Here is a 22,414-nt window from a genome sequence, read left to right on the forward strand (position 1 = left end):
CCGCTGGATCGCCCTGACAGGCGTCGCGGTCGGCTTCGCGTTCCTGACGAAGATGATGCAGGCTTTCCTGCCCGTGCCGGCATTCGGGCTCGTCTACCTGGTGGCCGCTCCCACCTCGATCGGCCGGCGATTGCTGGGCCTCCTCGCCGGCCTCGGTGGCATCCTCGTTTCCGCCGGCTGGTGGGTCGCGGCGGTGGAGCTGTGGCCGAAGGGTTCCCGGCCCTACATCGGCGGTTCGACCAACAACAGCGTCCTTGAGCTGACCTTCGGCTACAACGGACTCGGCCGGATCTTCGGCGGTAACGGTAACCCCGGTGGGGGCGCCGGCCCCGGCGCGGCGACCCGCGGGCAGCTGCCCGCGGGTATCGCCCAGTACCTGCAGGCAACGCCCGGCGGCGGCTTCGGTGGTGGTGGCCGGGGCGGTGGTCCCGGGGGGATGTTCGGCGGCCCGACCGGCTGGAATCGGATGTTCGGCAGCCAGTTCGGCACACAGATCTCCTGGCTGCTTCCGGCCGCGCTGATCGTGCTGGCGGGCGGGTTGTGGGTCACCCGCCGGGCACCGCGTACGGACCGCGTCCGTGCCGGCCTGCTGCTGTGGGGCGCGTGGACGCTTGTCACGGGCATCGTGTTCAGCTACATGAGTGGGATCATCCATCCCTACTACACGATCGCGCTTGCGCCGGGAGTCGCGGGTCTGGTCACTTTCGGGGCAACCGCGCTGTGGCGGACGCGGAACTCCTGGGTTTCCCGGGTACTGATGGCGGCGGCCGTCGCGACAACCGGCGTGTGGTCCTTCGTACTGCTGGGCCGCAGCCCCGACTGGTACCCGGCTTTGCGGTTCGTTGTTCTGGTCGCCGCGATTCTCGGCGCTCTCGCCCTGCTGATCGGTCGCCGGCTGCTCGCCGTCGCAGCGGCGGGTGTGGCCACGGCGGTGGCGATCGCGCTGGGTGGGCCCTCGGCCGCGTACGCGCTTGACACCGCGTCCACGCCGCATATGGGTGCGACCCCGACCGCGGGGCCGGCGTCGGCAGGTGGCGGTGGGTTTCCCGGCGGGATGGGCCGCCAGTTCTCCGGTGGGACGAACGGCCAGCCTCCCGGCGGCGGGAACTTCTCCGGCTCCGGCTCCGGCTCCGGGGCCGGGGGCCAGGGCTCTGGCCAGGCGGGTGGCGGCCAGCGTGGTGGTTTCGGTGGCGAGCAGACCGCGGACTCCGAGCTCGTCCAGTTGCTCAAAAGCGGTCAGAAGGGCTACCGCTGGGTTGCGGCGACGTCCGGGTCCCAGACGGCCGGTCCGCTCGAGCTCGCCAGCGGTACCGCGATCATGTCGATGGGCGGGTTCAGCGGCGGTGACCCGGCCCCGACGCTCGCCGAGTTCAAGCGGTATGTCGCCAACCACAACATCCACTACTACATCGCGGGTGGCGGTTTCGGTGGTGCCGGTGGTGCCGGTGGTGAAACCACCCGCGGGGGCGGTTTCGGCCGCGGGAACAGTGAGATCACGTCCTGGGTGGAGGCCACCTTCACCGCGAGGACCGTTGGCGGGCAGACGGTCTACGACCTGACCCAGCCGAAGGCCTGACTTCGATCCGACCCTGATCCAACCCCGACCGGAGATCATCTTGGACCGGTTGCGTCCCGACACGAGGCGATGTCGGGGCGCAACCGTGGTCGACGGCGATGATAGGTGCGGGCCGAGTGCGCGGCGAGTTGAGTGACCGCCACCCCGGGCGTGGTCGGCGGGAGGTGCCGGTGAACCAGGATGACGGTGCGGTGTCCCGAGCCGACGGGTTCGAAACCGTCGTATCCCGTGCTGTGGTGGAAATCCTGGACGGTCTTGTCGGACCGAAACCACCGGTGCGGATCGAGCTGTGGGACGGGACGGCTTTCGGGCCGCAAACCGCGACCAGGGTGGTGGTGCGGACACCCGAGGCAATGCGGCGGGTATTGTTCCGTCCCGGTGAACTCGGTTTCGCGCGGGCATATATAGCCGGTGAGATCGACGTCAAAGGCGACATTTTCGATGCTCTCGACCTGCGGCGCCATCTGGGTTCGGGTCGGGTGACCCCGGCGGTGCTGCGGGCCGCCGCGACCTTGCTGCGCTGGTTCGGGCCGGTGCCCCCGCGGCCACCCGCGGACGAGGCGAGGCTGCACGGACGGAGACACAGCCGGGAACGGGATGCCGCCGCCATCTCCCATCACTACGACCTGTCCAACGCCTTTTACCGGCAGGTTCTCGGCCCGTCCATGACGTATTCGTGCGGGGTGTGGACGAGATCTGGCGAGGGGCTCCCCGAGATGGGGCTCGATGCGGCCCAGGACGCCAAGCACGAGCTGGTCTGCCGCAAACTGGGCCTGCGTGCCGGGATGCGACTGCTCGACGTCGGATGCGGGTGGGGCAGCCTGCTGGTGCACGCCGCACGCCATCACGGGGTTGAGGGGGTCGGCGTCACCATCTCCCGGGAGCAGCTCGATCTGGCCCGGCGGCGGATCGCCGACGCGGGGCTGGCCGACCGTCTCGAGATCCGACAGCAGGACTACCGGGACATCACCGACGGCCCGTTCGACGCGATCAGCTCGATCGGGATGGTGGAGCACGTGGGCCGCGAACTGCTGCCGGTCTACTTCCGTGAACTGTTCAGGCTGTTGCGTCCCGCGGGACGGCTCCTCAACCACGGCATCGCCTTCCCCGGGGACCCGGCCGGGCAGGCGCGTACCCGTCCGCACCTGGGCCCGTTTCCACTACCCGCCGGGCGGGACTTCGTCGCGCGGTATGTCTTCCCGGACGGGGAACTGCACGAGGTCGGTTTGATCACAAGTGTCATGCAGGCGGCCGGTTTCGAACTGCGGCACGCCGAGAACCTGCGCGAACACTACGGCCTGACGCTGCGGGCCTGGGTGGCGAACCTGGAGGAGCACTGGGAGGCGGCAGTGGCCGAGGTCGGCGAGAGCCGGGCCCGGGTATGGCGGCTGTACATGGCCGGCTCCGCGCTGATGTTCGAAGGTGGCCAGGCGCAGCTCCACCAGCTACTGGCGGTCAGGCGCGCGGGCGGGCGGTCCGGGATGCCGCTCCGCTCGTCGTTCGACGGCCTGTCGTTCGACGGCCTGTCGTTCGACGGCCTGTCGCCCCGCCCCGGCCCTGGATGAGTCACGATGGGGGCTATGAGCGGGCAGGCGCCGGTAGGGCGGTGGGGATGACGCAGCCAGGTCGGGTCGGCGGTGGGGCCATGGCCGAGCCTGTCGAGCCCCTCCAGGTGGGCGACCCGACGGTCGTCGGCCGGTACGTTCTGGACAGCCGCCTCGGCGGCGGGGGTATGGGAACGGTCTATCTCGCGCGGGACACCCTGGGCAGGGCGGTCGCGGTCAAGATGATCCGGCCTGAGCTGGCCGCCGACCACGACTTCCGGGAGCGGTTCCGTCACGAGGTTGCGGCTGCGCGGCGGGTCTCCCCGTTCTGCACCGCCTCCGTGCTGGATGCCGATCCGGATGCCTACCCGCCGTATCTGGTCACCGAGTACATCGAGGGAAGACGTCTGGACCGGGTGGTCATGGAGGACGGCCCGCTGCCCGCATCGACGCTGACCGGGACCGCGATCGGGGTGGCGACGGCGCTCACGGCCATCCACCGGGCGGGGATCGTCCACCGCGACCTCAAGCCGGCCAACGTGATCCTGTCGTTGTCCGGGCCGAGGGTCATCGACTTCGGTATCGCGAAGGCCGCGGGCGCCGCCCGGCACGACCTGGACCGCGGGCTGATCTTCGGAACCGAAGGGTGGATGGCACCCGAACAGATCCTCGGTCATCCGGTCGGGCCGGCCGCGGACGTCTTCACCTGGGGTCTGCTGGTCGCCTACGCCGGTACCGGCCGTCATCCATTCACCGAGCCGGGACGTTTCGGGCCGGCCGCGGATGCCGACCTGGGGCAGCGGATCGTGGGCGCCCCACCGGACCTGGCGGGCCTTGCCGGGCCGCTGCGCCGGCTCGTCGAGATCGCGCTGACCAAGGATCCCTCGGCTCGACCGGCCGCGCGTGATCTGTTGCTGCGCCTGGTCGACGGGAACTCCGACGTCAACGCGTCCACGCCGATCGACCAGGTGCTCGGCCGGACGCAGCAGATGGCCGCGGTCCCGATGCCGACCCGCGTCGGAGGTCCGGCCTTTCCCACCGGTTACCCGCCCACCGGTTACCCGCCCGCGGGCGGGACCTCGCCTGAGTGGTATTCGCCTGCCGGGCCCCCGCAGCCGGGACGACCCTCGCAACCAGGCTCACCCCCGCGGCGACGGTTCCCGGGACGGTGGCTCCTCGCCGCGGCCGTCGTGCTGGTGCTGCTGCTGCTCGGCTGGGTCGTCGTGCGGAACCTGGGCAAGCAGGCACCCGGGGGGGACGCCGTCCCCTCCGGCCCGTCGGTGACGGCGTCTCCGGCTCCGTCCCCGTCCCCGAAGGTCGGCGTCGGTGCGACGGCACGTGACGGTCAGCTTGAGTTCACCGTGCGGAGTGTCACGTGCGACGTCCCGGAGTTGAAGATCGGTTTCGTCTCCAAGCATCCGGACGGCCAGTACTGTCTGATCGGCATCACCGCGAGCAACATCGGGGACTCGACCAGGAACCTTTCCTTCGGCTCGCAACGGCTTCTTGACAGTGCCGGGTCGAAACATGACGCGGAAAAGTTCCTATCCGGTCTTGTCTACCCCAAAGACGCGCTCTGGGGCAATATCTCCCCCGGCAAGACGGTGAGCGGCAATCTCATTTTCGACATTCCCGCGGGCACCACCGCCGACCACCTGGAGCTCCACGACGGCCCGCTCAGCGACGGGGTCGTCCTCGGTCTCCGGTGACCGGCCGAGAGCTGCCGAGCTGAGAGCTGCCGAGCTGAGAGCGGTCACGTCGCTGAAGTGCCGACAAAACAGACGCGATCCAGGTCATCATATTGATGATGTTGACGCCTTGCGATCGGCGTGTGACAGTCGATACTGTGTGTATTTCGGTGGTGCTCGTCAATCGGCACATTTCCAATTCGGGGCATCTCGACCTCGCCGGGGTGGATTCCGCCGGCTGTACGGCGGCCTGAGCCCCATTTCGTCTCCGTGTCAGACGCATCCATGCATGAAACGAGGTACAGCCGTGTCCCGTCGACTGTTCACATCGGAATCCGTCACCGAAGGGCATCCCGACAAACTCGCCGACCAGATCAGCGACGCAATCCTGGACGCTTTTCTGACCGGTGACCCACGATCCAGGGTCGCCGTCGAGACCCTGTTGACGACCGGCCTGGTGCATGTCGCCGGCGAGGTCACGTCCGAAACCTACGTCGATATTCCGGGGGTGGTCCGGAGAAAGCTCGTCGAAATCGGTTACGACTCGTCGTCCAAGGGTTTCGACGGGACGACGTGCGGGGTGACGGTCTCGATCGGATCGCAGTCCCCGGACATCGCGCAGGGTGTCGAGAACGCCTATGAGGCCCGGGTCGACGGCGAGGCGGACGAACTCGGCCGCCAGGGCGCGGGCGATCAGGGTCTGATGTTCGGGTATGCCACGGATGAGACCCCGGAACGGCTCCCGTTGCCGATCACGCTGGCGCACCGGCTGGCCCAACGGCTCGCGCAGGTCCGCCGGGACGGGTCACTGCCCTATCTGCGGCCGGACGGCAAGACCCAGGTGACCGTCGAGTACGACGGTGACCGGCCCGTGCGGTTGGACACCGTCGTGGTCTCGGCGCATCACGCCGCCGACATCGACCTGGACTCCCAGCTCGCACCGGACGTCCGCACACTGGTGGTCGAACCCGAACTGAAGCGGGTGGCCGAACAGAGCCTCGGCGTCGAGGTGGACGGCTACCGACTGCTGGTGAACCCGACGGGACGTTTCGAGATCGGTGGTCCGCAGGGCGACGCCGGGCTGACCGGACGAAAGATCATTATTGACACCTATGGCGGATACGCCCGCCACGGCGGTGGCGCGTTCTCCGGCAAGGACCCGTCCAAGGTCGACCGCTCCGCCGCCTACGCGCTGCGCTGGGTGGCCAAGAACGTGGTGGCGGCGGAGCTGGCCCGCAGGGTTGAACTCCAGGTCGCCTACGCCATCGGCAAGGCCGAGCCGGTCGGTCTGTTCGTGGAGACCTTCGGTACCGAGCGGATACCGGTCCTCGCGATCCAGCAGGCGATCTCGGCGGTGTTCGACCTCCGCCCGGCCGCGATCATCCGGGACCTGGACCTGCTGCGGCCCATCTACGCCCGGACCGCGAGCTACGGCCACTTCGGTCGGGAGCTCGCCGACTTCACCTGGGAGCGCACCGACCGTGTCGAACAACTGCGCGCCGCGGTGAACTGACCGGCCGGCATCCCGCGCCCGGACCTTCCGCGCCTTTCAGCCGTCCGTATCCGTATCCGTCGCCGGTCCCACCACGGTGGCCGGCGACTATCTATGAACATCACAACGTTTTGACAGAGACCTGCCGGCATGGTGACCGGCAGGTCTCTGGTGTTGTTGGGGACATCGGTGATGTCGCCGCCCGGACCGTGAGTGGTTTCCTGATGCGAACGCCTCGCTGGTCGAGCGTGAAGATACCCGCTCGACCAGCACTATCTACAGTGTGTAGGATTAGCTACTTACCGTAATAGGGTGGGATGTCGGATATTGATGCAGCGTCCGTGGATGCCCATCGTATCTGCTTTTGAAGATGGGCTGATGTCCGAAATCCTCGAGTTTTCGGCCTATCCGAAGAGATTTGGTTTCATTCGGGTGCGGCGGCATCGCGTGGTTCCTCTCATTTGCTCGTAAACCGGCGACCTTGCGGGCGCCTGCCGGCTGCGGGAGCTAGGTTCCTGGAGTCCGTTATTTTCTGTCCGAGATACCTGGGGAGGAATAGCAGCGCCAACAAGCCGGAGGGGATGGTTGGACCTGACCGTCCCCCACGAGGAGATCATGGCAAGGAGGTTGGAATGTCCAGGGCTTCGGAGTGGAACGAAGACCGCCTGGATTACCTGAACGGATTCTTCGGTCCTACCGTGCATGAGAAGGGAGTGACATGACAAGAAAGAACATGACTGTAAAGAAGAAGTCCGCCTACCTGCTCCTTACCGTGGGGATGGCCATCCTGGCATTCCTGTTCGCGCCCGCCTCGTCGGCGTTCGCCCAGACGTCGACTACGTCGACTCCGTCGACTACGTCGACTACGTCGACGCCGCCAACTCCTCCGACGCCGTCGACGCCGCCAACTCCTCCGACGCCGCCGACGCCGCCAACTCCTCCGACGCCGCCAACTCCGCCAACGGGGACGGGGACCGGGGTGACCCCGCCGACGCCGCCGACCCCGCCGACGCCGCCGACTCCTCCGACGCCGCCGACTCCTCCGACGACGGGGACCGGGGTGACCCCGCCGACGCCGCCGACGCCGCCAACTCCTCCGACGCCGCCAACGGGGCCGGGGACCGGGGTGACCCCGCCGACGCCGCCGACGCCGCCAACTCCTCCGACGCCGCCGACGCCGGGGACGGGGACTCCGCCGACTCCGCCGACGCCGCCAACTCCTCCGACGCCGCCGACGCCGGGGACGGGGACTCCGCCGACTCCGCCGACGCCGCCAACTCCTCCGACGCCGCCGACGCCGGGGACGGGGACTCCGCCGACGCCGCCGACTCCGCCGACGCCGCCAACTCCTCCGCCGACGCCGACGCCGGCTGGCGGAAGTAGCAGTAGCAGCAGTAGCAGCAGCACCGGTGGCAGCGTCGTCATTAACCTCGGCGGCGGCACTGCGCCTTCGCCCGCCACCACCGGCACCAGTGCCGGGACCTTGCCGCATCACGGGCGGCATCACGGGCGGCATCACCACAGGTGATTTATGTGGTGAATAAAAACGACCTTGATGTCGAGTGAAGACCTTCGGTGCGGCGGACGTGAATCCGGGTGATGGCTTTACATTGATCAACCCGGGTTGTGTTTCGCAGAGTATGTCGGATTACCGCTCTTCCCGGCCTGGATGAGGTCGGAGCGTTATATGGGGCGGGTAGGGTCTTCTACTGGAATCCGAATACCTGTACGTGTTCAGAGTCGAACATGTACAGGTATTCTCGTCTCTACGGTATGGGCAGCCTGGGTATCTGGCCGTGAATGTTATTGCGGAACGATGAGCCGCACGAGTGGGTTGACGGTTGGTCGGGAGCCCGTATTCGGGGGAGGGCCGATCCGGCAAGCGAGGCCGTCGTCAGGTGAAGTCGTCAGGCGAAGACGACGGTTCGGACGCCGTTGAGCAGGACGCGGTGTTCGGCATGCCATCGCACGGCGCGGGCGAGTACCTGTGCCTCGATGTCGCGTCCCACCGCGACGAGGCGGTCCACGTCGCAGGCGTGGTCGACCCGGGCGACGTCCTGTTCGATGATCGGACCCTCGTCGAGGTCGGGTGTGACGTAGTGGGCCGTGGCACCGATGATTTTGACCCCGTGCGCGTGCGCCTGGGCGTAGGGCCGGGCGCCCTTGAAACTCGGCAGGAACGAGTGGTGGATGTTGATGATCCGACCCTCGAGTTCCTTGCAGACGTCCGCGGACAGCACCTGCATGTAACGGGCGAGTACGACAAGGTCAACCTGCTTGTCGGTGACCAGCCGCAGCAGTTGCCGCTCCTGGTTGGCACGGGTCTGCGGTGAGACCGGCAGGTGATGGAAGGGCACGCCATGCCATCGGACCAGCCCCTCGGCATCCTGATGGTTGGACACGACGCCGACGACGTCGACGGGCAGGGTACCTGCGCGGCGGCGCGACAGCAGATCGGCGAGGCAGTGGTCGTGCCTCGACACCATGACCAGTATTCGTGGCCGGATGGCCGCGTCCCAGATCTGCCAGTCCATCGAGAACATCTCGGCGACCGCGCCGAAAGCGTCCCGCAGGTCGTCAAGACTGCCGTGTGGCTCCTCGACGTCCGCGGCCAGACGCAGGAAGAAATGGGTGGTGTCGGGATCCAGGTACTGCTGGGCCTCGACGATGTTGCAGCCGGCATCCGTGACGAAGGCCGAGACCGCCGCGACGATGCCACGCCGGTCGGGGCAGCTGAGAGTGAGTACCAGGCGCTGGTGTGACACACCTCCACCCTAGGGGACGGGCACGCCGCTTTGTGTGATCGTGATCGGTTGTTCGATCAGGAACGGCTCCAACGGCCGGTCGGTCGGGGCGAACCAGGGTGTGCCCGGCACGGCGTCCGGCACGAAACGCCAGCGTTTCGGCACCTCCCGGACCCCGACCGGGTAGATCGTCAATCGTCCGTCCGGGCCGATGTGCAGCCGCAGGAGGTTCTTGTAGTCGGGGATCCCCTGCGCGGCGAACAGCTCGTTGGTGTTGAGACCCGCCACCCGGTCGGCGAGCCAGAGGTAGCCCGCGAGCAGTTCGGTGGCGGTGAGCCCGCCGACCAGCACGACCAGCGGCAGTACCCCGACCAGCAGCCACGTACCCGGTAGCGGGTGGACCACCGCGACAACGCCGGCGAGGACGAGTACGGCCAGGATGAGCTGCGCGAGCCCATGGGCGGCTCCGGCGGCGACGGCCCTGGCGGTCAGGCCGGACTTGGCCAGGGCCACCCCCGCGCCCAGGACCGCGAGGCACAGGACGAGCCCGGGAACGCTGTTGACCAGTCCCTCGAACAGCCCGCCCACGCTCGCACGGCGCAGCCCGTCCGCGATGGCGTCAAGGTGGCCCGCGGCCCCGCGCGCGTGCGATCCGGCGGCGCTGCCGACGACCAGGGCCGCCAGCAGGTGAACGCCGCCGAGCAGGGCCACCAGGCCTGGTGTCTGCACGGGTAGGCGGACGATCCCGCCCGCCAGCCGGCGGGACGTGGACGCATCCGGGAAGGTGGTTGTCAGCTGGTAGTGCACCGGCGGGTCGGTCTTCGACGGCGCTCGGGATGGCGCGGGCGGCAGCACCAGCCGCTGCGGCAACCGGTGGGTGGCGGACAGGTAGGCGCCACCGCCGCCCGCGGTGAACTTCTGCGCGGTACCGCCGACCTCGCTGTAACGGGCATAGTGGTGCAGGTCCCCGGTCAGGGACACCCGTACCTGCGCACCGGCTTTGCGGATCACGGTCCGTTCGAAGTAGTCGAGGACGGCGTACGCCTCCGCGTCCCGTTCGGCCGTGCTGATCCAGCTCGGTTTCGCGGAGCACAGGATGACCGCGTCACCGGGTTGCATCTGCTCCGCGACGCCGAGGAAGTACCGGCGCTGGGGGTCGTCGATGTAGGAGTCGAACTGGATGTCGATGCCCAGGAGCCACCACCGGTGCGGCAGCTGTACCGCGAAGTAGCTGCGGGTCTGCTCGGTGCGCCAGCCGCCGACGCTGGAGCGCTGGCAGAACACCCGCGTGAACGCGGTGAGCCCGTCGTACCAGTCGTGGTTGCCGGGGACGACGAACAGCTTCGGCTGTTCACGGGTTTCGTCCCGCGGCCTGGGTAGCGCCGCGCGGTACGGGCCGAGCAGTTTGTTCTCGTAGCCGGTGATGCTGGGCGTCGGGTAGCACTGGTCGCCACCCATGACCAGCAGCCGGCCACGCGGGGTCTGCGTACCGGACAGGTCAAGGGTGGGCGCGGCGAGCAGTGACGCCATCGCGTAGGTCGAGTCGAATCCGTCGCCGAGGTCGCTGACATAGTCGAACCAGAGCTCACCGGCGTCGGACAGGTCGGTCGGCGGACAGGCCGCCACGGCGGCCATCTCCTCCCGCTTGTCGGCGTAGGCACCCAGTACCTCGCTGATGCCCACCCTGATCGCCGTGCCGAACAGCAGGGACGGCGACAACCACCGCGACATCGATGCCCGGGCAAAGCCGAGAGCCTGTTCGCTGTCGTCGGCGGGTCGGGGCGGCGCCTCATCGGTCATCGGTCACCGCCCCCGGCAACGGGCCGGCCGTCGTCCTCGCCGTCGGATCCGGACCGTAATGACGGACCGTAGATCTTCCAGAGGTCCCCGAGGAACAGTCGGCCGAACGTCTCCAGACCACGAACGGCGTCAACCGCGCCGCCGCCCGCCCGGAACGTCGTCAGCTGCCAGAGGAAGTCCGGGATGTGGATGGTGATGACGCCCGCGGCGATGATCCGCGCTTCCGCTTCGGCGGCGGCGTCCACATGCCCCGCCAGGATGCGGGTGTAAAGCGTCGAGGTGTCCCGCCACACGTCGAACCCCGGGTCGTCGTGGACGTCCTTGAACCCGCTGAGCGTGAGCGGATGCCCGGCCGCGTCACTGAACGGCAGCCGGTAGAGCATCCGCCTGCGCCCGGGTACGTCACCGACGAAAAGGTTGAAAACTCCCTTCTCCACCGGGCGCCGGCCGCCGAGTGTGTCGCAGTGGACGTAACCGCTCGCGACCGCCTCCCGCGTCGGGTCGGCGGCAAAGGCGTCCACGTCCTCGGTGCGAATGGTGAGACGGAACTCCAGGGCGGTCCCGTCCGTCCGGCCCTGATCGAATCCGCACTGTGGGTCGGTCTCGTCGAGGGTGATGAAACCCTTCATTCGCTCGGTGAACTCAAGGCTGGTCCGCGCGGTCATGAAAGTACCCTTTCGGCGAGCCGGTTGGCGAAGGCCGCGATGGTCAGCGACGGATTGGCTCCGACCGGACCGGGCATGGCGGCGCCGTCTGCGACGTGGAGGCCGGGATACCCGAACACCTCACCCCAGCCGTCGACCACGCCGGTAGTGATGTCGGCACCCATGGGCGCGCCACCGAGCGGGTGCACGGTGACGACCCGGGAAAGCAGGGTCATCGGGTTCTGGTGGAACTCGCCGCCCATTTCCTTCGCAAGGTCGGTCATGATCTGCTGCATTCGGTCAAAATACGGCCGGCTGTCATCCGGGTAGTTCTCGACCTGTAGGTAGTCGTCGCGAACCGACATCACGCCCGCGGGAATGTCGCGGCCCATACCGAGCAGCGGCATCGACCCGGCGGATGCCGCACCCGAGCCGAGTAGCCGTCCGACGAGCCCGCCGACCTGGTGCGACGGGCTGTCCGTGAGGCGATTACGGATCATGTCGTAGGTCGCACCGATGACCCGCGATGCACCACCGGCCAACCCGGTGGCCTCGACAAGCCACTCCGCGAAGCCGGGATAGCCGGCGTCCTCGATGTAGCAGCCGCGGTCGGTGCCACCGTCGAGCACGTCGGGGACGCGAACCGCGGTGGTGATGACGGGCGCGTGGGTGCTGCCGAGGGATTCACCGGGCACTCCGCGCAGGAAACCGAGCAGGTCGCCGTTGCCGGAGAAGCGCCGCCCGAGCATGCGGGAGATCCCGGGCAGCGCCGCGCGGTTGCGCAGCAGCAGGTAGGTCGTGCCGAAGGTGCCGGCGGCGAGGACGAGGCGGTCACAGGTGATCGTCCGCTCCGGCAGGGACGCGGTGGCCACGGCGGTGCCGCCGAGCGTGTGCACCACGTAGCCAACGGTGTACCCACCGCCGTCCCGAGGGGTGATCGAGCGGACTTCGTGGTGGACACGCAGGTCGGCTCCACGATGCGCCGCCGCGGAGAGGTAGGTGTGGTCCAGGGTGTTCTTGCTGCCGTGGTTGCAGCCCAGGTCGCACTCGCCGCACAGCATGCAGGTGATCCGCGGCCGGCCGTGCAGGTTGCCGTAGGGCGGGTCCAGGATGGGCGCGCCCGGCATCGGTGCGGCACCTCCGGCCGCGAACGTCACCGCCAGCGGTGGCTGCTCGGCCGTGTAACCCAGGCGTTTCCCTGCCTGCTCAAGCAGTTCGGTTCGGCGGGAGATCCGGTAGCAGTTCCGCCCCTTGGGGAATCGTTGCACGTCCATCATGGCTTCGACGGCCGCGTAGTGCGGGTCGAGGTCGGCCCGGCTGATCGGCCAGCTTTCGTGTCCTTCCCCCGCGGGTGCGTCGTGGACGAACCACTTCTCGTCCTTGCGCAGCAGCACGTTGGCGTAGATGAGCGAGCCGCCGCCGAGACCGCTGGACACGACGGCTTCGAAGTCGGAGAAGGACCAGACGTCGAAAAGGCCGTGCCGTCCCTCGCTCGGGTCCCAGAAGTTACCGGCGATTTCGGACGGTGACCGGGCGAACGACCCCGGTGGATATGCTTTTCCCCGCTCGAGGACGACGACGTTCCGGCCTGTCTCGGCGAACCGGTAGGCGGCTACCGAGCCGCCGAAGCCCGAGCCGACGATCACGACGTCGGTGTGTTCGGTTTCGTCATCCTCGCGTGTCACGAAAACCCCCACGCCCGCGGCACGCCGGCTGGGAACACTTCGCCTGCAGGCGTGACGAGTCAACCATGCGCGCTCCACCGCCGAGTAGGGCGGGGTCCTGTCCGCGATGCGACATGCCCACCCGACATGCCCACCCGACATGCCGTACCTTCCCCGTGCGCTACCCGGGACCTTCCGCCGGCCCGGTGATTACCGCCAGGACCGTGGTGTCGGGCCTTATCGCGCCGCATCGCGCGAGGTCGAAAAGACCGTACATCATCTTCGCGACGTACACCGGTTCGAGGAGAATTCCATGTCGTTCGGCGAAGTCGTCGATGAAGTGCTGGAGCTCCGGTGATTTTTTCGCGAAGCCACCGAAATGGAAGTCGCATTCAATGCGCCAGTTGTCGGTGGGCCGCCCGAAGGTGGCACGCTGGAGGTCGACGACGACCTGCTCGAGGAACCGCCCACCCTTCAGAGCGGAGAATCCGATCGCCCGTTGGCCGGGTCGCAGGGCCGCCGCGATACCGGCGAGCGTTCCACCCGTCCCGCACGCGCAGCACACGACGTCGAAGTTCTCGTCGACCTCGCCGAGGATCTCGGCGCAGCCGCGGATCCCGGCGGGGTTGCTGCCCCCCTCCGGGATCAGGTGGAAGTCGCCGAAGCGTCGGCGCAGGTCTGCGACAACCTCGGGATGGTCCTTCCGGCGATAGGTGGACCTGTCCAGGTAGGTCAGATGCATGCCGCGGGCGGTGGCGGACGCCAGCGACCAGTTGAGCGGTAGCCGTTCCTCGCCCCGGATCACGCCGATGGTGGCAAGACCCAGAAGGTTCCCGGCGGCTGCCGTCGCGCGGATGTGGTTGGAGAAGGCGCCGCCGAAAGTCAGAACGGTCGACGCTCCCCGTGCGGACGCATCCGTGAGATTGTATTTCAGTTTGCGCCATTTGTTGCCGGGTACCTCGTCGCTGATGAGGTCATCGCGTTTGGCGAGCAGCCGCACACCACGGCGCGCGAGTCGGTCGTCACCCAGCTCCATGACCGGTGACGGAAGACGAAGACCGAGATCCGCCACCCGATTATCAGCCCAGTCGGGGCTGGATATTGTCCAGGACGCCGTTCCACAGTTTGCGGATGCCGATCGGCGCGAAGGTCCGCTCGAAGAATCCGCCGACGCCGCCGGCGCCCGCCCAACTGGTCTCCACCGATACCTGGGAGGCACCCGCCGCTGCCGGGAGCACGGTCCACACGGTGCGCAGGGTGGAGTTCTGGTCGGCTTCCAGAAGGCTCCGGCCGGGGTCGGGAGCGGAGACGATCGCGTCGACGTTCCGGATGCGGCGACGGGTCGCGTGCAGCCGGTAGCGGATGCGGGTACCCGCCGCGGTACCGCCCTCGACGACCTCGTAGTCGGTGATCATTTCTGGCCAGGCTTCGGCGCGAACGCCCTTGTAGTCACCGAGCGCGTCGAGGACCGCGGCCGGCGCCGCCGTCACGACCCGTTCCACGACTACCTTGATCTGGGCCACCTGATCTCCATTCATGATCGGTCCAGCCCTTGGCCGGCTGCTTCGACGTTAGTACCTGTCACGGCATGGCATGGCAGCGCCACCATGAAGGTTGTGAGCAGCACGCGGACCCGCCATCCCCACCCGACTCCGGAGGCGGGCCGCCTCCGCCGGTTTCTGTCGGCCCACCCGCTCGCGGTCGACCTCGGGTTCACCGTCGCCCTCGGGCTGCTCGCGGTTCGGCCGCTCATGGCCGAAGCCGAGCATCGCGGCGTCGCCGTCGTGCTCAACCTCGGGCTCCTGGTTCCGCTCGTCTGGCGGCGCGGATACCCGATGGCCGCTTTCACGGTGATCACGGCGGTGGCATTCGTCCAACTGGTCCTGGACGTTCGCGGGCCGGGTGACATCGCGTTACTGGTCGCGTTCTACACGATCGCGGCGACCGGGTCACGGCCCCGGACGCTGGCCGCCGCCGCCGTGCTGGAGCTGGGGGTGGTGGCGGCTACCATCCGCTGGGCCGGCCCGTCGTACGAGGACCGGCTGGCCGCGCTGGTGTTCCTGTCGGGTCTGGCGACGGCGGCCGGGGTGTCGGGCATCAATGTCGGGACGCGCCGCGCCCACCTCGCGGCGCTGGAGGACCGCGCCGCCCGACTCGAACGGGAACGCGACCAGCAGACCCGGCTCGCGGCAGCCGCGGAACGCGCCCGGATCGCGCGTGAGATGCACGACATCATCGCCCACAGCCTGTCCGTGATGATCGCTCTCGCGGACGGGGCCACCTTCGCCCTTGAGACCTCGCCGGGGCAGGCCGCGGTCGCGATGGCGAGCGTCTCCGGCACCGGGCGCCACGCGCTCGCGGAGATGCGCCGCCTCCTCGGGGTGCTGCGTGGCGACCAACCGGATGCCGGGCGGGCGCCGGTACCCGGCATCGGCGACCTCGACGATCTGATCGGCCAGGTACGGGCGGCGGGCCTGCCGGTTACCGTCGAGATCAGCGGACACCGGGGTTTCTTCTCCGCCGGGGCCCAGCTCACGGTGTTCCGGATCGTGCAGGAGGCACTGACGAACAGCCTGAAACACGGTGGTACCGCAGTGACGGCACGGGTCGTCCTGCGTTATGACACCGTCGGTGTCGATATGATGATCACCGATACCGGAACCGGTTCGGACCCACCCCGCCCCGGCGGCCAGGGCCTCGTCGGGATGCGCGAACGCGTCGCCGTCTACGGAGGCACGGTCGATGTCGGGCCATGCCTGGGCGGCGGCTGGCAGGTCATGGCGCGGGTGCACCGTGACGGTGAGACCGTCGGAGCATGACCACCCGTGTGCTACTCGTGGACGATCAGCCTCTGCTGCGGCTCGGCTTCCGCATGGTCCTGGAGTCCCAACACGACATGACGGTCGTCGGCGAGGCGGGTGACGGCGCGGATGCCGTCGGGATGGCCGGCGGGCTGGAACCCGACGTCGTCCTCATGGACGTCCGGATGCCGGTCATGGACGGGATCGAGGCCACGCGGCGGATCGTGGACGCCGGCATCGACTCCCGCGTGCTCATCCTGACCACGTTCGACCTCGACGAGTACGCGTACGCGGCGCTGCGGGCCGGCGCCAGCGGGTTCCTCCTGAAGGACGTCCCGCCCACCGACCTGCTGTCGGGGATCCGGGCGGTCGCGACCGGTGACGCCGTGGTCGCACCCAGCGTGACACGCCGGTTGCTCGACGTCTTCGCCCATCAGCTGCCCGACCCGGGGCATCCCGACCGGTCCGTCCCGGCGGTGGTCGACCCGCGGATGGCCCGGCTGACCGAGCGTGAACGTGGCGTGCTCCATGAGGTCGCGGCCGCCCGGTCGAACGCGGAGATCGCGCAGCGGCTCGTCCTGTCCGAGGCGACGGTCAAGACTCACGTTGGCCGGATCCTGACCAAGTTGGAGCTGCGGGACCGGGTTCAGGCCGCGGTGTTCGCCTACGAGGTAGGACTCGTCCGGCCCTCCCGCCAACCTCCGGGTCAGGACAGAAAACAGCGCTGAGTCCGGTCGCTCCTGAGTCCGGTCGCTCCTAACGCCGGTTGAGGAGCCAGAGGTCGACACCGTCGAGGTGCTGTCCGGGGTGGCCGGCGAGCGTGGTCAGCAGGGTGACCAGTTCGTCGTGGTGGTCGGTGGGTCCGAGAATGATCGCGTCCGGGTGGTAGCGGTCGAAGGTGGCCTGAAGGTCGGGTTGTCGGAGTGCGGCACCCGCGGTGCTCTGGCCGTTCGTGACGGCGATGAGGGCCGAGTTCAGCGGGTCGACCTCGGGGTGGAAGCTGGAGCGTCCATTGCGGTCGGGAACCGTGCAGTAGCAGCCCGGCATGGCGAAGCGGAAGGCGGCCTGCGCCTGCCAGAGCATCGCGATGCTCTGCTGCGGGTGTGGATAGGGGACGACGAGAGCCGTCGCCCCGTCCGGCACGTTGTTCACCTGCGGCCCGGAGAAGAACGCGGGGGTCACCGTGGGGAACGGCAGGAGCGTCGCCGGTACCAGTGGCACCAGGACGGCGGCGGTCGCGGCGGCGGTGGCGGCGTGCAGCCGGGGTGGGCGCGCCCGGTCGAGCCATACAGCGATCATGATCGCGGCTGCCAGGACGAGGTAGAGCGACAGCCGCGAGGGCAGGGCGTTGTGCAGTACCGGTGCTTCCTCGAGCACCCGCCAGGGCAGAGGGATGCGGGTGATGTGTCCGCCGACGTGCAGGTGCGGGCCCATGGACAGGACGGCGACGGCGGCGAACAGCGGCACACACAACGCAACCATCCGGTCGCGGCGTAGCCGGACCGCGATGAAGGCGAGCAGGAGTAGGAGGGGCAGACCGAAGTAGCCGCTGACCTCGACGGCGTTGCCGGAGAACCGCAGGCTCTCGCGGACGGCGGCGTCCGGCGCGAAGGCCTGTAACGGGGTGGGCGTGACGAAGGTGAGCAGGTCGGAGACGGCGACGTCGGATGGCTGGATCGACCCGTGGACACGTTGCGGGCCGAGGAACTGGGTGTACAGCGGCCAGGAGAGCAGTGCCGTGGCGACGGCGGCGCAGACGGCGAGCCCGCGCGCTGCCGTGGCGGCACGGGGCCGGATCTGGTCGCGGTGCTGTGCGCCCAGGATGGCGATGGCGATGACCGCGACCACGGCTGATGTTGCCAGCACCTCCTCGCTGATCAACGCCTGGGCGGCGACTGCGATGCCGAGCAGCGTGCCGGTCCGTCGGGTGTTGCGCTGCCGGACGAGTAGGTCGTCCAGGAGCAGCAGGAGGACGGGCGGGAAGACCGCGAACGACAGGTGGAGGTGCCCGTATGAGGCGCCGATGACGTACGGGCTGAAGCCGTAGAGCAGCCCGGCGACGACGGCGGGGAGCGCGGCCGTCCAGCGGCGTATGACCAGGAACATCGTCCAGCCGGACAGTGCGGGTGCGAGCGTGGTGAGTACCTGGAATGCCACCAGCGGCCCGGCCAGCACGGTGATCGGCGCGGCCACCACGCCGAGCAGGGGGACGCCGGTGCTCCACATGATGTTGACGCCGTCGGGGGCGTTCAGGAAGTGCGTGACGAACGGGTCGAGGCCGTGGGCGAGCGCGTAGGGCGTCCACGCCAGGTACCAGGAGAACAGGACGGCGTCACCGCCGCCGTAGACGGTCGTCCCCAGATCCGTCCAGCCGTCCCGGAAAAGTGTCACGGACAGTGCGCAGAACCCGGCCAGAACAGCCGCGGCGACAAGCCGCCGCCTCCGTTTCGAGGTATCCGCGCCCGGTGCCGCCGCGCCCGGTGCCGCCGCGCCCGGTGCCGCCGCGCCCGGTGCCGCCGTGTCCGGTTCGCGGGACGTCGGGACCGCCACCGACCCACCCGGGCAGGTGCCGGAACGGGTGCCGGTGTCGAGGCCGGAAGTGTCGAGCTCGGAAGTGGCCACAGACGTCCCCTCGAGTCGGTGTCAGCGAACTGGATTTCTCGGAGCCTCCGGGCTACGCGAGAAGAACCATGATCGCGCATCCTTCGGCCACTACGCGTGGATGTCCCGGAACACCTCGGACCTGCCCCGACAGACCGCAGGAGCGTATTTCACCGGTAACTTCCGATTACTATCGGGTTTGATCGCCGATCCGCGTAGGCGGTCCGATCCGGGCCGTGGTCCGCAGGCGCGCGAGGCCGGCCAGCAGGCGCAGCTCGTCGACGGTCCGCGCGGCGCTGTCGAGCAGCGCCGGCGACATCACGAGGACGGCCAGTACCTGCGCTCGTGACAACGCGACGTTCAACCTGTTGCGGGACAGCAGGAAGTCCAGCCCACGCGGGGCCTCGGCCGCGCTGGACGTGGTCATCGACATGATGACGGCCGGCGCTTCCTGGCCCTGGAAACGGTCGACCGTCCCGACCCGGACACCGTGGATGCCGGCCTTGCCGAGCGCGTGCTCGATCGCGCGGACCTGGCGGTTGTAGGGGGCGACCACCAGGACGTCACAGCCGTCGAGGAGGCGTTCGGTGTCGCCGTCGACGAACCGCCGGCCGAGGAGGGTGCCGACCAGGTCGACGACCACGGCCACCTCGGCATCCGACCGGGTGGTCGCGCCGTGGTGGACGACGTCGCGCAGGTACAGGCCGGCGTCCACGCCGCTGATGCGGCGGTCGGCGGCGACCGGATGGGCGTGCAGGCGTCCGCGGTAGGCCAGCGCCGACACCGGTGCGCACACGTCCGGATGCATGCGCCGGGTCAGATCCAGGAAGTAGCCGAACCGGCCCGGGATCACCTCGTCCGCGCCGAGCAGGTGGGACAGGGCGGAGGCGTCCGCGCCGTCCGGGTGGATCCCGGCGACCACCTGCGGGAGCTGCTGCGGGTCACCGAGCAGCACCAGGTTTCGGGCCGCGCCGGCCACCGCCAGGGTGTCCGCGAGCGCGAACTGACCGGCCTCATCGATGATCATTACATCGAATGGTTCCGCGCGCAGCACGGGGTTCGCGAAGGCCCACGCGGTGTCGCCGACCAGGTGTCCCCCGGGATGGGCGGCACGCCAGGACGCCAACGCGCGGATGTCGCGCGGGCAGTCCCACGGCAGGCCAGGGTCGGGCCTGTGTCCGGAACGCACTTTTTTGGCGGCGTGGACCCCGCCATCCGGGGAGTCGCCGATGGCTGCGAGCATCGCGTTCTCGATCGCCTTGTGACTGGTCGAGCAGACGCCGACGGTGCGGCCCCGCCCGACGAGATGACGGATCAGCCGACCGGCCAGGTAGGTCTTGCCGGCGCCGGGCGGTCCTTGCACGGCCAGGTAGGAACCGTCGAGGGCATCGACGGCGGCGAGCACCGTGGGGATCAGGTCGCCGCCGTGCTCGGCCGGGTCCGGCAGACCGGCGCGTCCGGTGAGCCGTCCTACCAGCCGTGGCGGGCAACGGCGCAGCAGGTCCATGGCCGGGCCGGCGCAAGCATCAGGGCCGGAAGTATCAGGACCGCAAGTATCAGGGAGCGCCACGGCCGGGCCGTCTGACAGGTTCGCCGCGACCGTCCGGGCGAGTTCGGCGATCGCGGCCGGCTTCGGCCTGGGATTCACCGGTGCTCCGGGCAGCACCGCGAGTGGTAGGTCCGCACCGGCGTCGTCCGGTGGGGCGGTCTCGCGGACGAGCAGCGTGTCGGGTTCGCCGCGTTCGAGTTCGGCGTCGTGGGTGGTGCCGTCCGCGCGACCGGTACCCGGCGGGTAGAGCAGGCGAATCCGTTCACCGTCCGCGAAAGGATGGTTACGTTCCGGGTCGAGGGAGGCTCGCAGCGTGCGTCGTGTTTTCTTCTGCCGCCCGGTCGGGGCGGCCCAGCCCTCGACGGTGGTCCAGCTCAGCGGGACGGCACAGTTGTCGTCCGCTTCCAATGCGGCGTGGTCGGCGGTGAGCCAGGCGAAGAACTCCCACCAGGCGGGCTTGTTCTCACGCCGGTGGTACCCGACGGCGGCGGCGAGCAGCGCCCGGGCCCGCTCGTCGTCCGTCCAGGTCGCCGGGTCGTCCGGCAGACCCGCGACCAGCGCGTCGACCGTTGCGTCCGAGTCGGGCCCCGCGCCGCCCGCGCCGTCGTCGCCGACATCGCCCGGTGGGGCGTCGGTCGGTACGCCCATGATGCCCTCGGCCGTACGAAGGTCGAGCAGCCAGCGGTGCAGCCGGTGGGTGGAGACGCAGTCGACCCGGTTGTACTCGGCGATCTCGCCGAGTACGTGGTCGGCGGCGGCGTGGTCGGAGCCCGCGAGGTGGGCCAGCACGTTCTCATAGGCGACGATGCTGTCGACGGCGTTCTTGACCTCCGCGCCGCGCGCGCCGGGCATGTAGAGCGGTTCCAGGTACTTGATCGAATACGACCGCTGGGAGATCTTCAGGCTGCGCCGGACAACCGTGTAGAGGTCGACGAGCCGGTGCCCCGCGAGCAGGGCGTCCACGTGCTGTTCACGGGTGCCGTGCCGGGCCGCGAGCCGCTTCAGCGCGTTCGGCTCATACGGCGCGTAGTGGTAGATGTGCGCCCGAGGGTGGTCGTTGAGCCGTCCGGTCGCCCAGTCGACGAACCGTTCGAACGCGCGTTTCTCAGCGGCACGGTCGTGTGCCCAGAACGGGTGGAAGACCTCCCCGGTTTCATCCAGGGTGACGGCGCCGAACAGGTACTCCAGCCCGGTGTTGTCCAGCGCGTACGGATCCCCCTCCATGTCGAAGTAGATGTCGCCCGCGTCAGGTACGGGCAGGGACGCGAGACCGTCCGGCGCGACCACCCGAACGGTCACCGTGCCGGTCCGGTCGTCGTCGGTGCGGGTCGCGTCCTGGATGACCTGCAGTTCCGCCTGTAACCGGAGCCCGGCGAAGGTTGCCGCGGCCATCGACGGCGGCCGCTGGGCGTCGCCGGCGACAGCAAGGTCCTCCACCGAGGAGATACCGGCTGCCCGTAGTTTGCGCCGGGAGTCGGTGCGCATACCCGCGACCAGGGACAGGTCGCGGGCGGCTTCCCGTCCTTTCTCGCAGTGGCCGGTGAACGCGCACGTCCCGCACGCCGGTCGGGGATCGGCCCAGGACGGCTCCGGGACCGTGGGTTCGGCCGCGAGCTGCGTTGCCAGCCGGGCGCGGGCATGGTCGACCATCGGTGCGACGTCCTCGACGCGTATCGACTCCAGACGGCTGTCGCCGAGCAGCAGGTGGATGCGCAGGGCAACGTCCACCCCGATAGCCGGCAGCGCCTGGGCATAGGCGGCGAGCTGCAGCACCGCGGCGGGACGGGCGTGGCGCGCGAGCTTCGCGTCGTACGGCTCGTAGCGTCCCGGTACCGGTTCGCGGGTGCGCGCACCGGTGATCGGGTCGAGGTGGGTGGCGATCAGGAAGTCGGGCCGTCCCTGGAAGGAGCCGTCGAACAGCACGCCCTGATAGATGACGGCGACGCCGGCGGCAACGGCCTCGCGGGTCCGCTCCCGCGCCGCGCCCAGCGCAGCCAGGGTGTTCTCGGGCCGTTCGATCGCCGTGACCTCGTCCGCGCCGAAGACCCGGACGAGGTGCGCGAGCCAGCGCCGTTCATGGGCGTCGCCGTGGCGGACCAGCAGCTCGTCCGCCTCGGATGTCGTGACCTCGGCACCGCCGGCGTCCACCCGGACGCCGGCCGCACGGGCATGGGACAGCACGAGTCGGTGCCCGCACTCGAGCGAGTCGACGACGTCGCCCGCCGAGACCACCCACCGGTCCTCGAATCGCTGCATGTCCCTCCTCGGCGGGTGTCCGCGGATGCCGTGCCGTGGCCATCCTCCTCGGCAG

Annotated in this window: 15 protein-coding genes; 6 read left to right on the plus strand and 9 right to left on the minus strand. The window is 69.2% G+C overall.

Translation table 11 applies throughout. The features are described from left to right. The 4 genes from NBW77_RS13510 to metK form a co-directional block, all read left to right on the plus strand. Positions 1–1,576, plus strand: a 1,576-nt coding sequence (locus NBW77_RS13510) for a mannosyltransferase YkcB-related protein (protein ID WP_250279818.1), incomplete at its 5' end; no start/stop codon positions are given. A 170-nt stretch (positions 1,577–1,746) separates the two neighbouring features. After that, complete coding sequence (locus tag NBW77_RS13515; protein ID WP_242605486.1) at positions 1,747–3,141, plus strand: class I SAM-dependent methyltransferase; 1,395 nt, start codon at positions 1,747–1,749, stop codon at positions 3,139–3,141. A gap of 47 nt (positions 3,142–3,188) precedes the next feature. Then, entirely contained in the window at positions 3,189–4,829 is a 1,641-nt protein-coding gene (locus NBW77_RS13520; RefSeq protein ID WP_250279819.1) for a protein kinase domain-containing protein, read from the plus strand. A 286-nt stretch (positions 4,830–5,115) separates the two neighbouring features. Further along, the gene (gene metK, locus NBW77_RS13525; protein WP_250279823.1) at positions 5,116–6,321 is read left to right on the plus strand and encodes a methionine adenosyltransferase; all 1,206 of its coding nucleotides are present in this window, start codon (positions 5,116–5,118) and stop codon (positions 6,319–6,321) included. A 735-nt stretch (positions 6,322–7,056) separates the two neighbouring features. Here the strand turns inward: metK and NBW77_RS13530 are convergent. The 7 genes from NBW77_RS13530 to NBW77_RS13560 all read right to left on the minus strand — a co-directional run bounded on the left by NBW77_RS13530 (position 7,057) and on the right by NBW77_RS13560 (position 14,675). Continuing rightward, positions 7,057–7,770 carry a hypothetical protein gene (locus NBW77_RS13530; RefSeq protein WP_250279825.1) on the minus strand — a complete coding sequence of 238 codons (714 nt, stop codon included), beginning with the start codon at positions 7,768–7,770 and terminating at the stop codon, positions 7,057–7,059. Positions 7,771–8,207: 437 nt separating this feature from the next. Next, complete coding sequence (gene purU / locus NBW77_RS13535; RefSeq protein ID WP_131744797.1) at positions 8,208–9,065, minus strand: formyltetrahydrofolate deformylase; 858 nt, start codon at positions 9,063–9,065, stop codon at positions 8,208–8,210. A gap of 9 nt (positions 9,066–9,074) precedes the next feature. Then, positions 9,075–10,844 carry a metallophosphoesterase gene (locus tag NBW77_RS13540; protein WP_131744798.1) on the minus strand — a complete coding sequence of 590 codons (1,770 nt, stop codon included), beginning with the start codon at positions 10,842–10,844 and terminating at the stop codon, positions 9,075–9,077. Then, positions 10,841–11,509 carry a hypothetical protein gene (locus tag NBW77_RS13545; protein ID WP_250279834.1) on the minus strand — a complete coding sequence of 223 codons (669 nt, stop codon included), beginning with the start codon at positions 11,507–11,509 and terminating at the stop codon, positions 10,841–10,843. The genes NBW77_RS13540 and NBW77_RS13545 overlap by 4 nt, the downstream gene beginning before the upstream one ends. Further along, on the minus strand, positions 11,506–13,173 hold the full coding sequence (locus NBW77_RS13550) for a GMC oxidoreductase (RefSeq protein ID WP_250279835.1): 1,668 nt from the start codon (positions 13,171–13,173) through the stop codon (positions 11,506–11,508). The genes NBW77_RS13545 and NBW77_RS13550 overlap by 4 nt, the downstream gene beginning before the upstream one ends. 160 nt (positions 13,174–13,333) lie before the next feature. After that, positions 13,334–14,224: a 1-aminocyclopropane-1-carboxylate deaminase/D-cysteine desulfhydrase gene (locus NBW77_RS13555; protein WP_242605489.1), complete on the minus strand. Its 891-nt coding sequence runs from the start codon at positions 14,222–14,224 to the stop codon at positions 13,334–13,336. A 7-nt stretch (positions 14,225–14,231) separates the two neighbouring features. After that, complete coding sequence (locus tag NBW77_RS13560; RefSeq protein WP_131744799.1) at positions 14,232–14,675, minus strand: SRPBCC family protein; 444 nt, start codon at positions 14,673–14,675, stop codon at positions 14,232–14,234. 93 nt (positions 14,676–14,768) lie between these two features. Between NBW77_RS13560 and NBW77_RS13565 the strand changes: the two genes are divergently transcribed. Further along, positions 14,769–15,971 (plus strand): sensor histidine kinase, encoded by a 1,203-nt coding sequence (locus NBW77_RS13565; RefSeq protein WP_165485753.1) that lies wholly within the window; start codon positions 14,769–14,771, stop codon positions 15,969–15,971. After that, complete coding sequence (locus tag NBW77_RS13570) at positions 15,968–16,681, plus strand: response regulator (protein ID WP_131744801.1); 714 nt, start codon at positions 15,968–15,970, stop codon at positions 16,679–16,681. Before NBW77_RS13565 ends, NBW77_RS13570 begins: the two co-directional genes overlap by 4 nt. 28 nt (positions 16,682–16,709) lie before the next feature. Here the strand turns inward: NBW77_RS13570 and NBW77_RS13575 are convergent, their stop codons facing one another. Beyond that, positions 16,710–18,575: a hypothetical protein gene (locus tag NBW77_RS13575; RefSeq protein WP_250279837.1), complete on the minus strand. Its 1,866-nt coding sequence runs from the start codon at positions 18,573–18,575 to the stop codon at positions 16,710–16,712. Between the two features lie 169 nt (positions 18,576–18,744). Next, positions 18,745–22,359: a TM0106 family RecB-like putative nuclease gene (locus NBW77_RS13580; protein WP_250279839.1), complete on the minus strand. Its 3,615-nt coding sequence runs from the start codon at positions 22,357–22,359 to the stop codon at positions 18,745–18,747. Positions 22,360–22,414 lie beyond the last annotated feature (55 nt).

The organism is Frankia sp. Cppng1_Ct_nod (genome assembly GCF_920656135.1).
Lineage (GTDB): Bacteria > Actinomycetota > Actinomycetes > Frankiales > Frankiaceae > Protofrankia > Protofrankia meridionalis.

What these genes read in the sequence shown, in the direction of transcription:
- NBW77_RS13545 (WP_250279834.1), bottom strand. Translation starts at nt 11,509, where the DNA reads ATGACCGCGCGGACCAGCCTTGAGTTCACCGAGCGAATGAAGGGTTTC.
- NBW77_RS13520 (WP_250279819.1), top strand. Translation starts at nt 3,189, where the DNA reads ATGACGCAGCCAGGTCGGGTCGGCGGTGGGGCCATGGCCGAGCCTGTC.
- NBW77_RS13540 (WP_131744798.1), bottom strand. Translation starts at nt 10,844, where the DNA reads ATGACCGATGAGGCGCCGCCCCGACCCGCCGACGACAGCGAACAGGCT.
- NBW77_RS13570 (WP_131744801.1), top strand. Translation starts at nt 15,968, where the DNA reads ATGACCACCCGTGTGCTACTCGTGGACGATCAGCCTCTGCTGCGGCTC.
- NBW77_RS13580 (WP_250279839.1), bottom strand. Translation starts at nt 22,359, where the DNA reads ATGCAGCGATTCGAGGACCGGTGGGTGGTCTCGGCGGGCGACGTCGTC.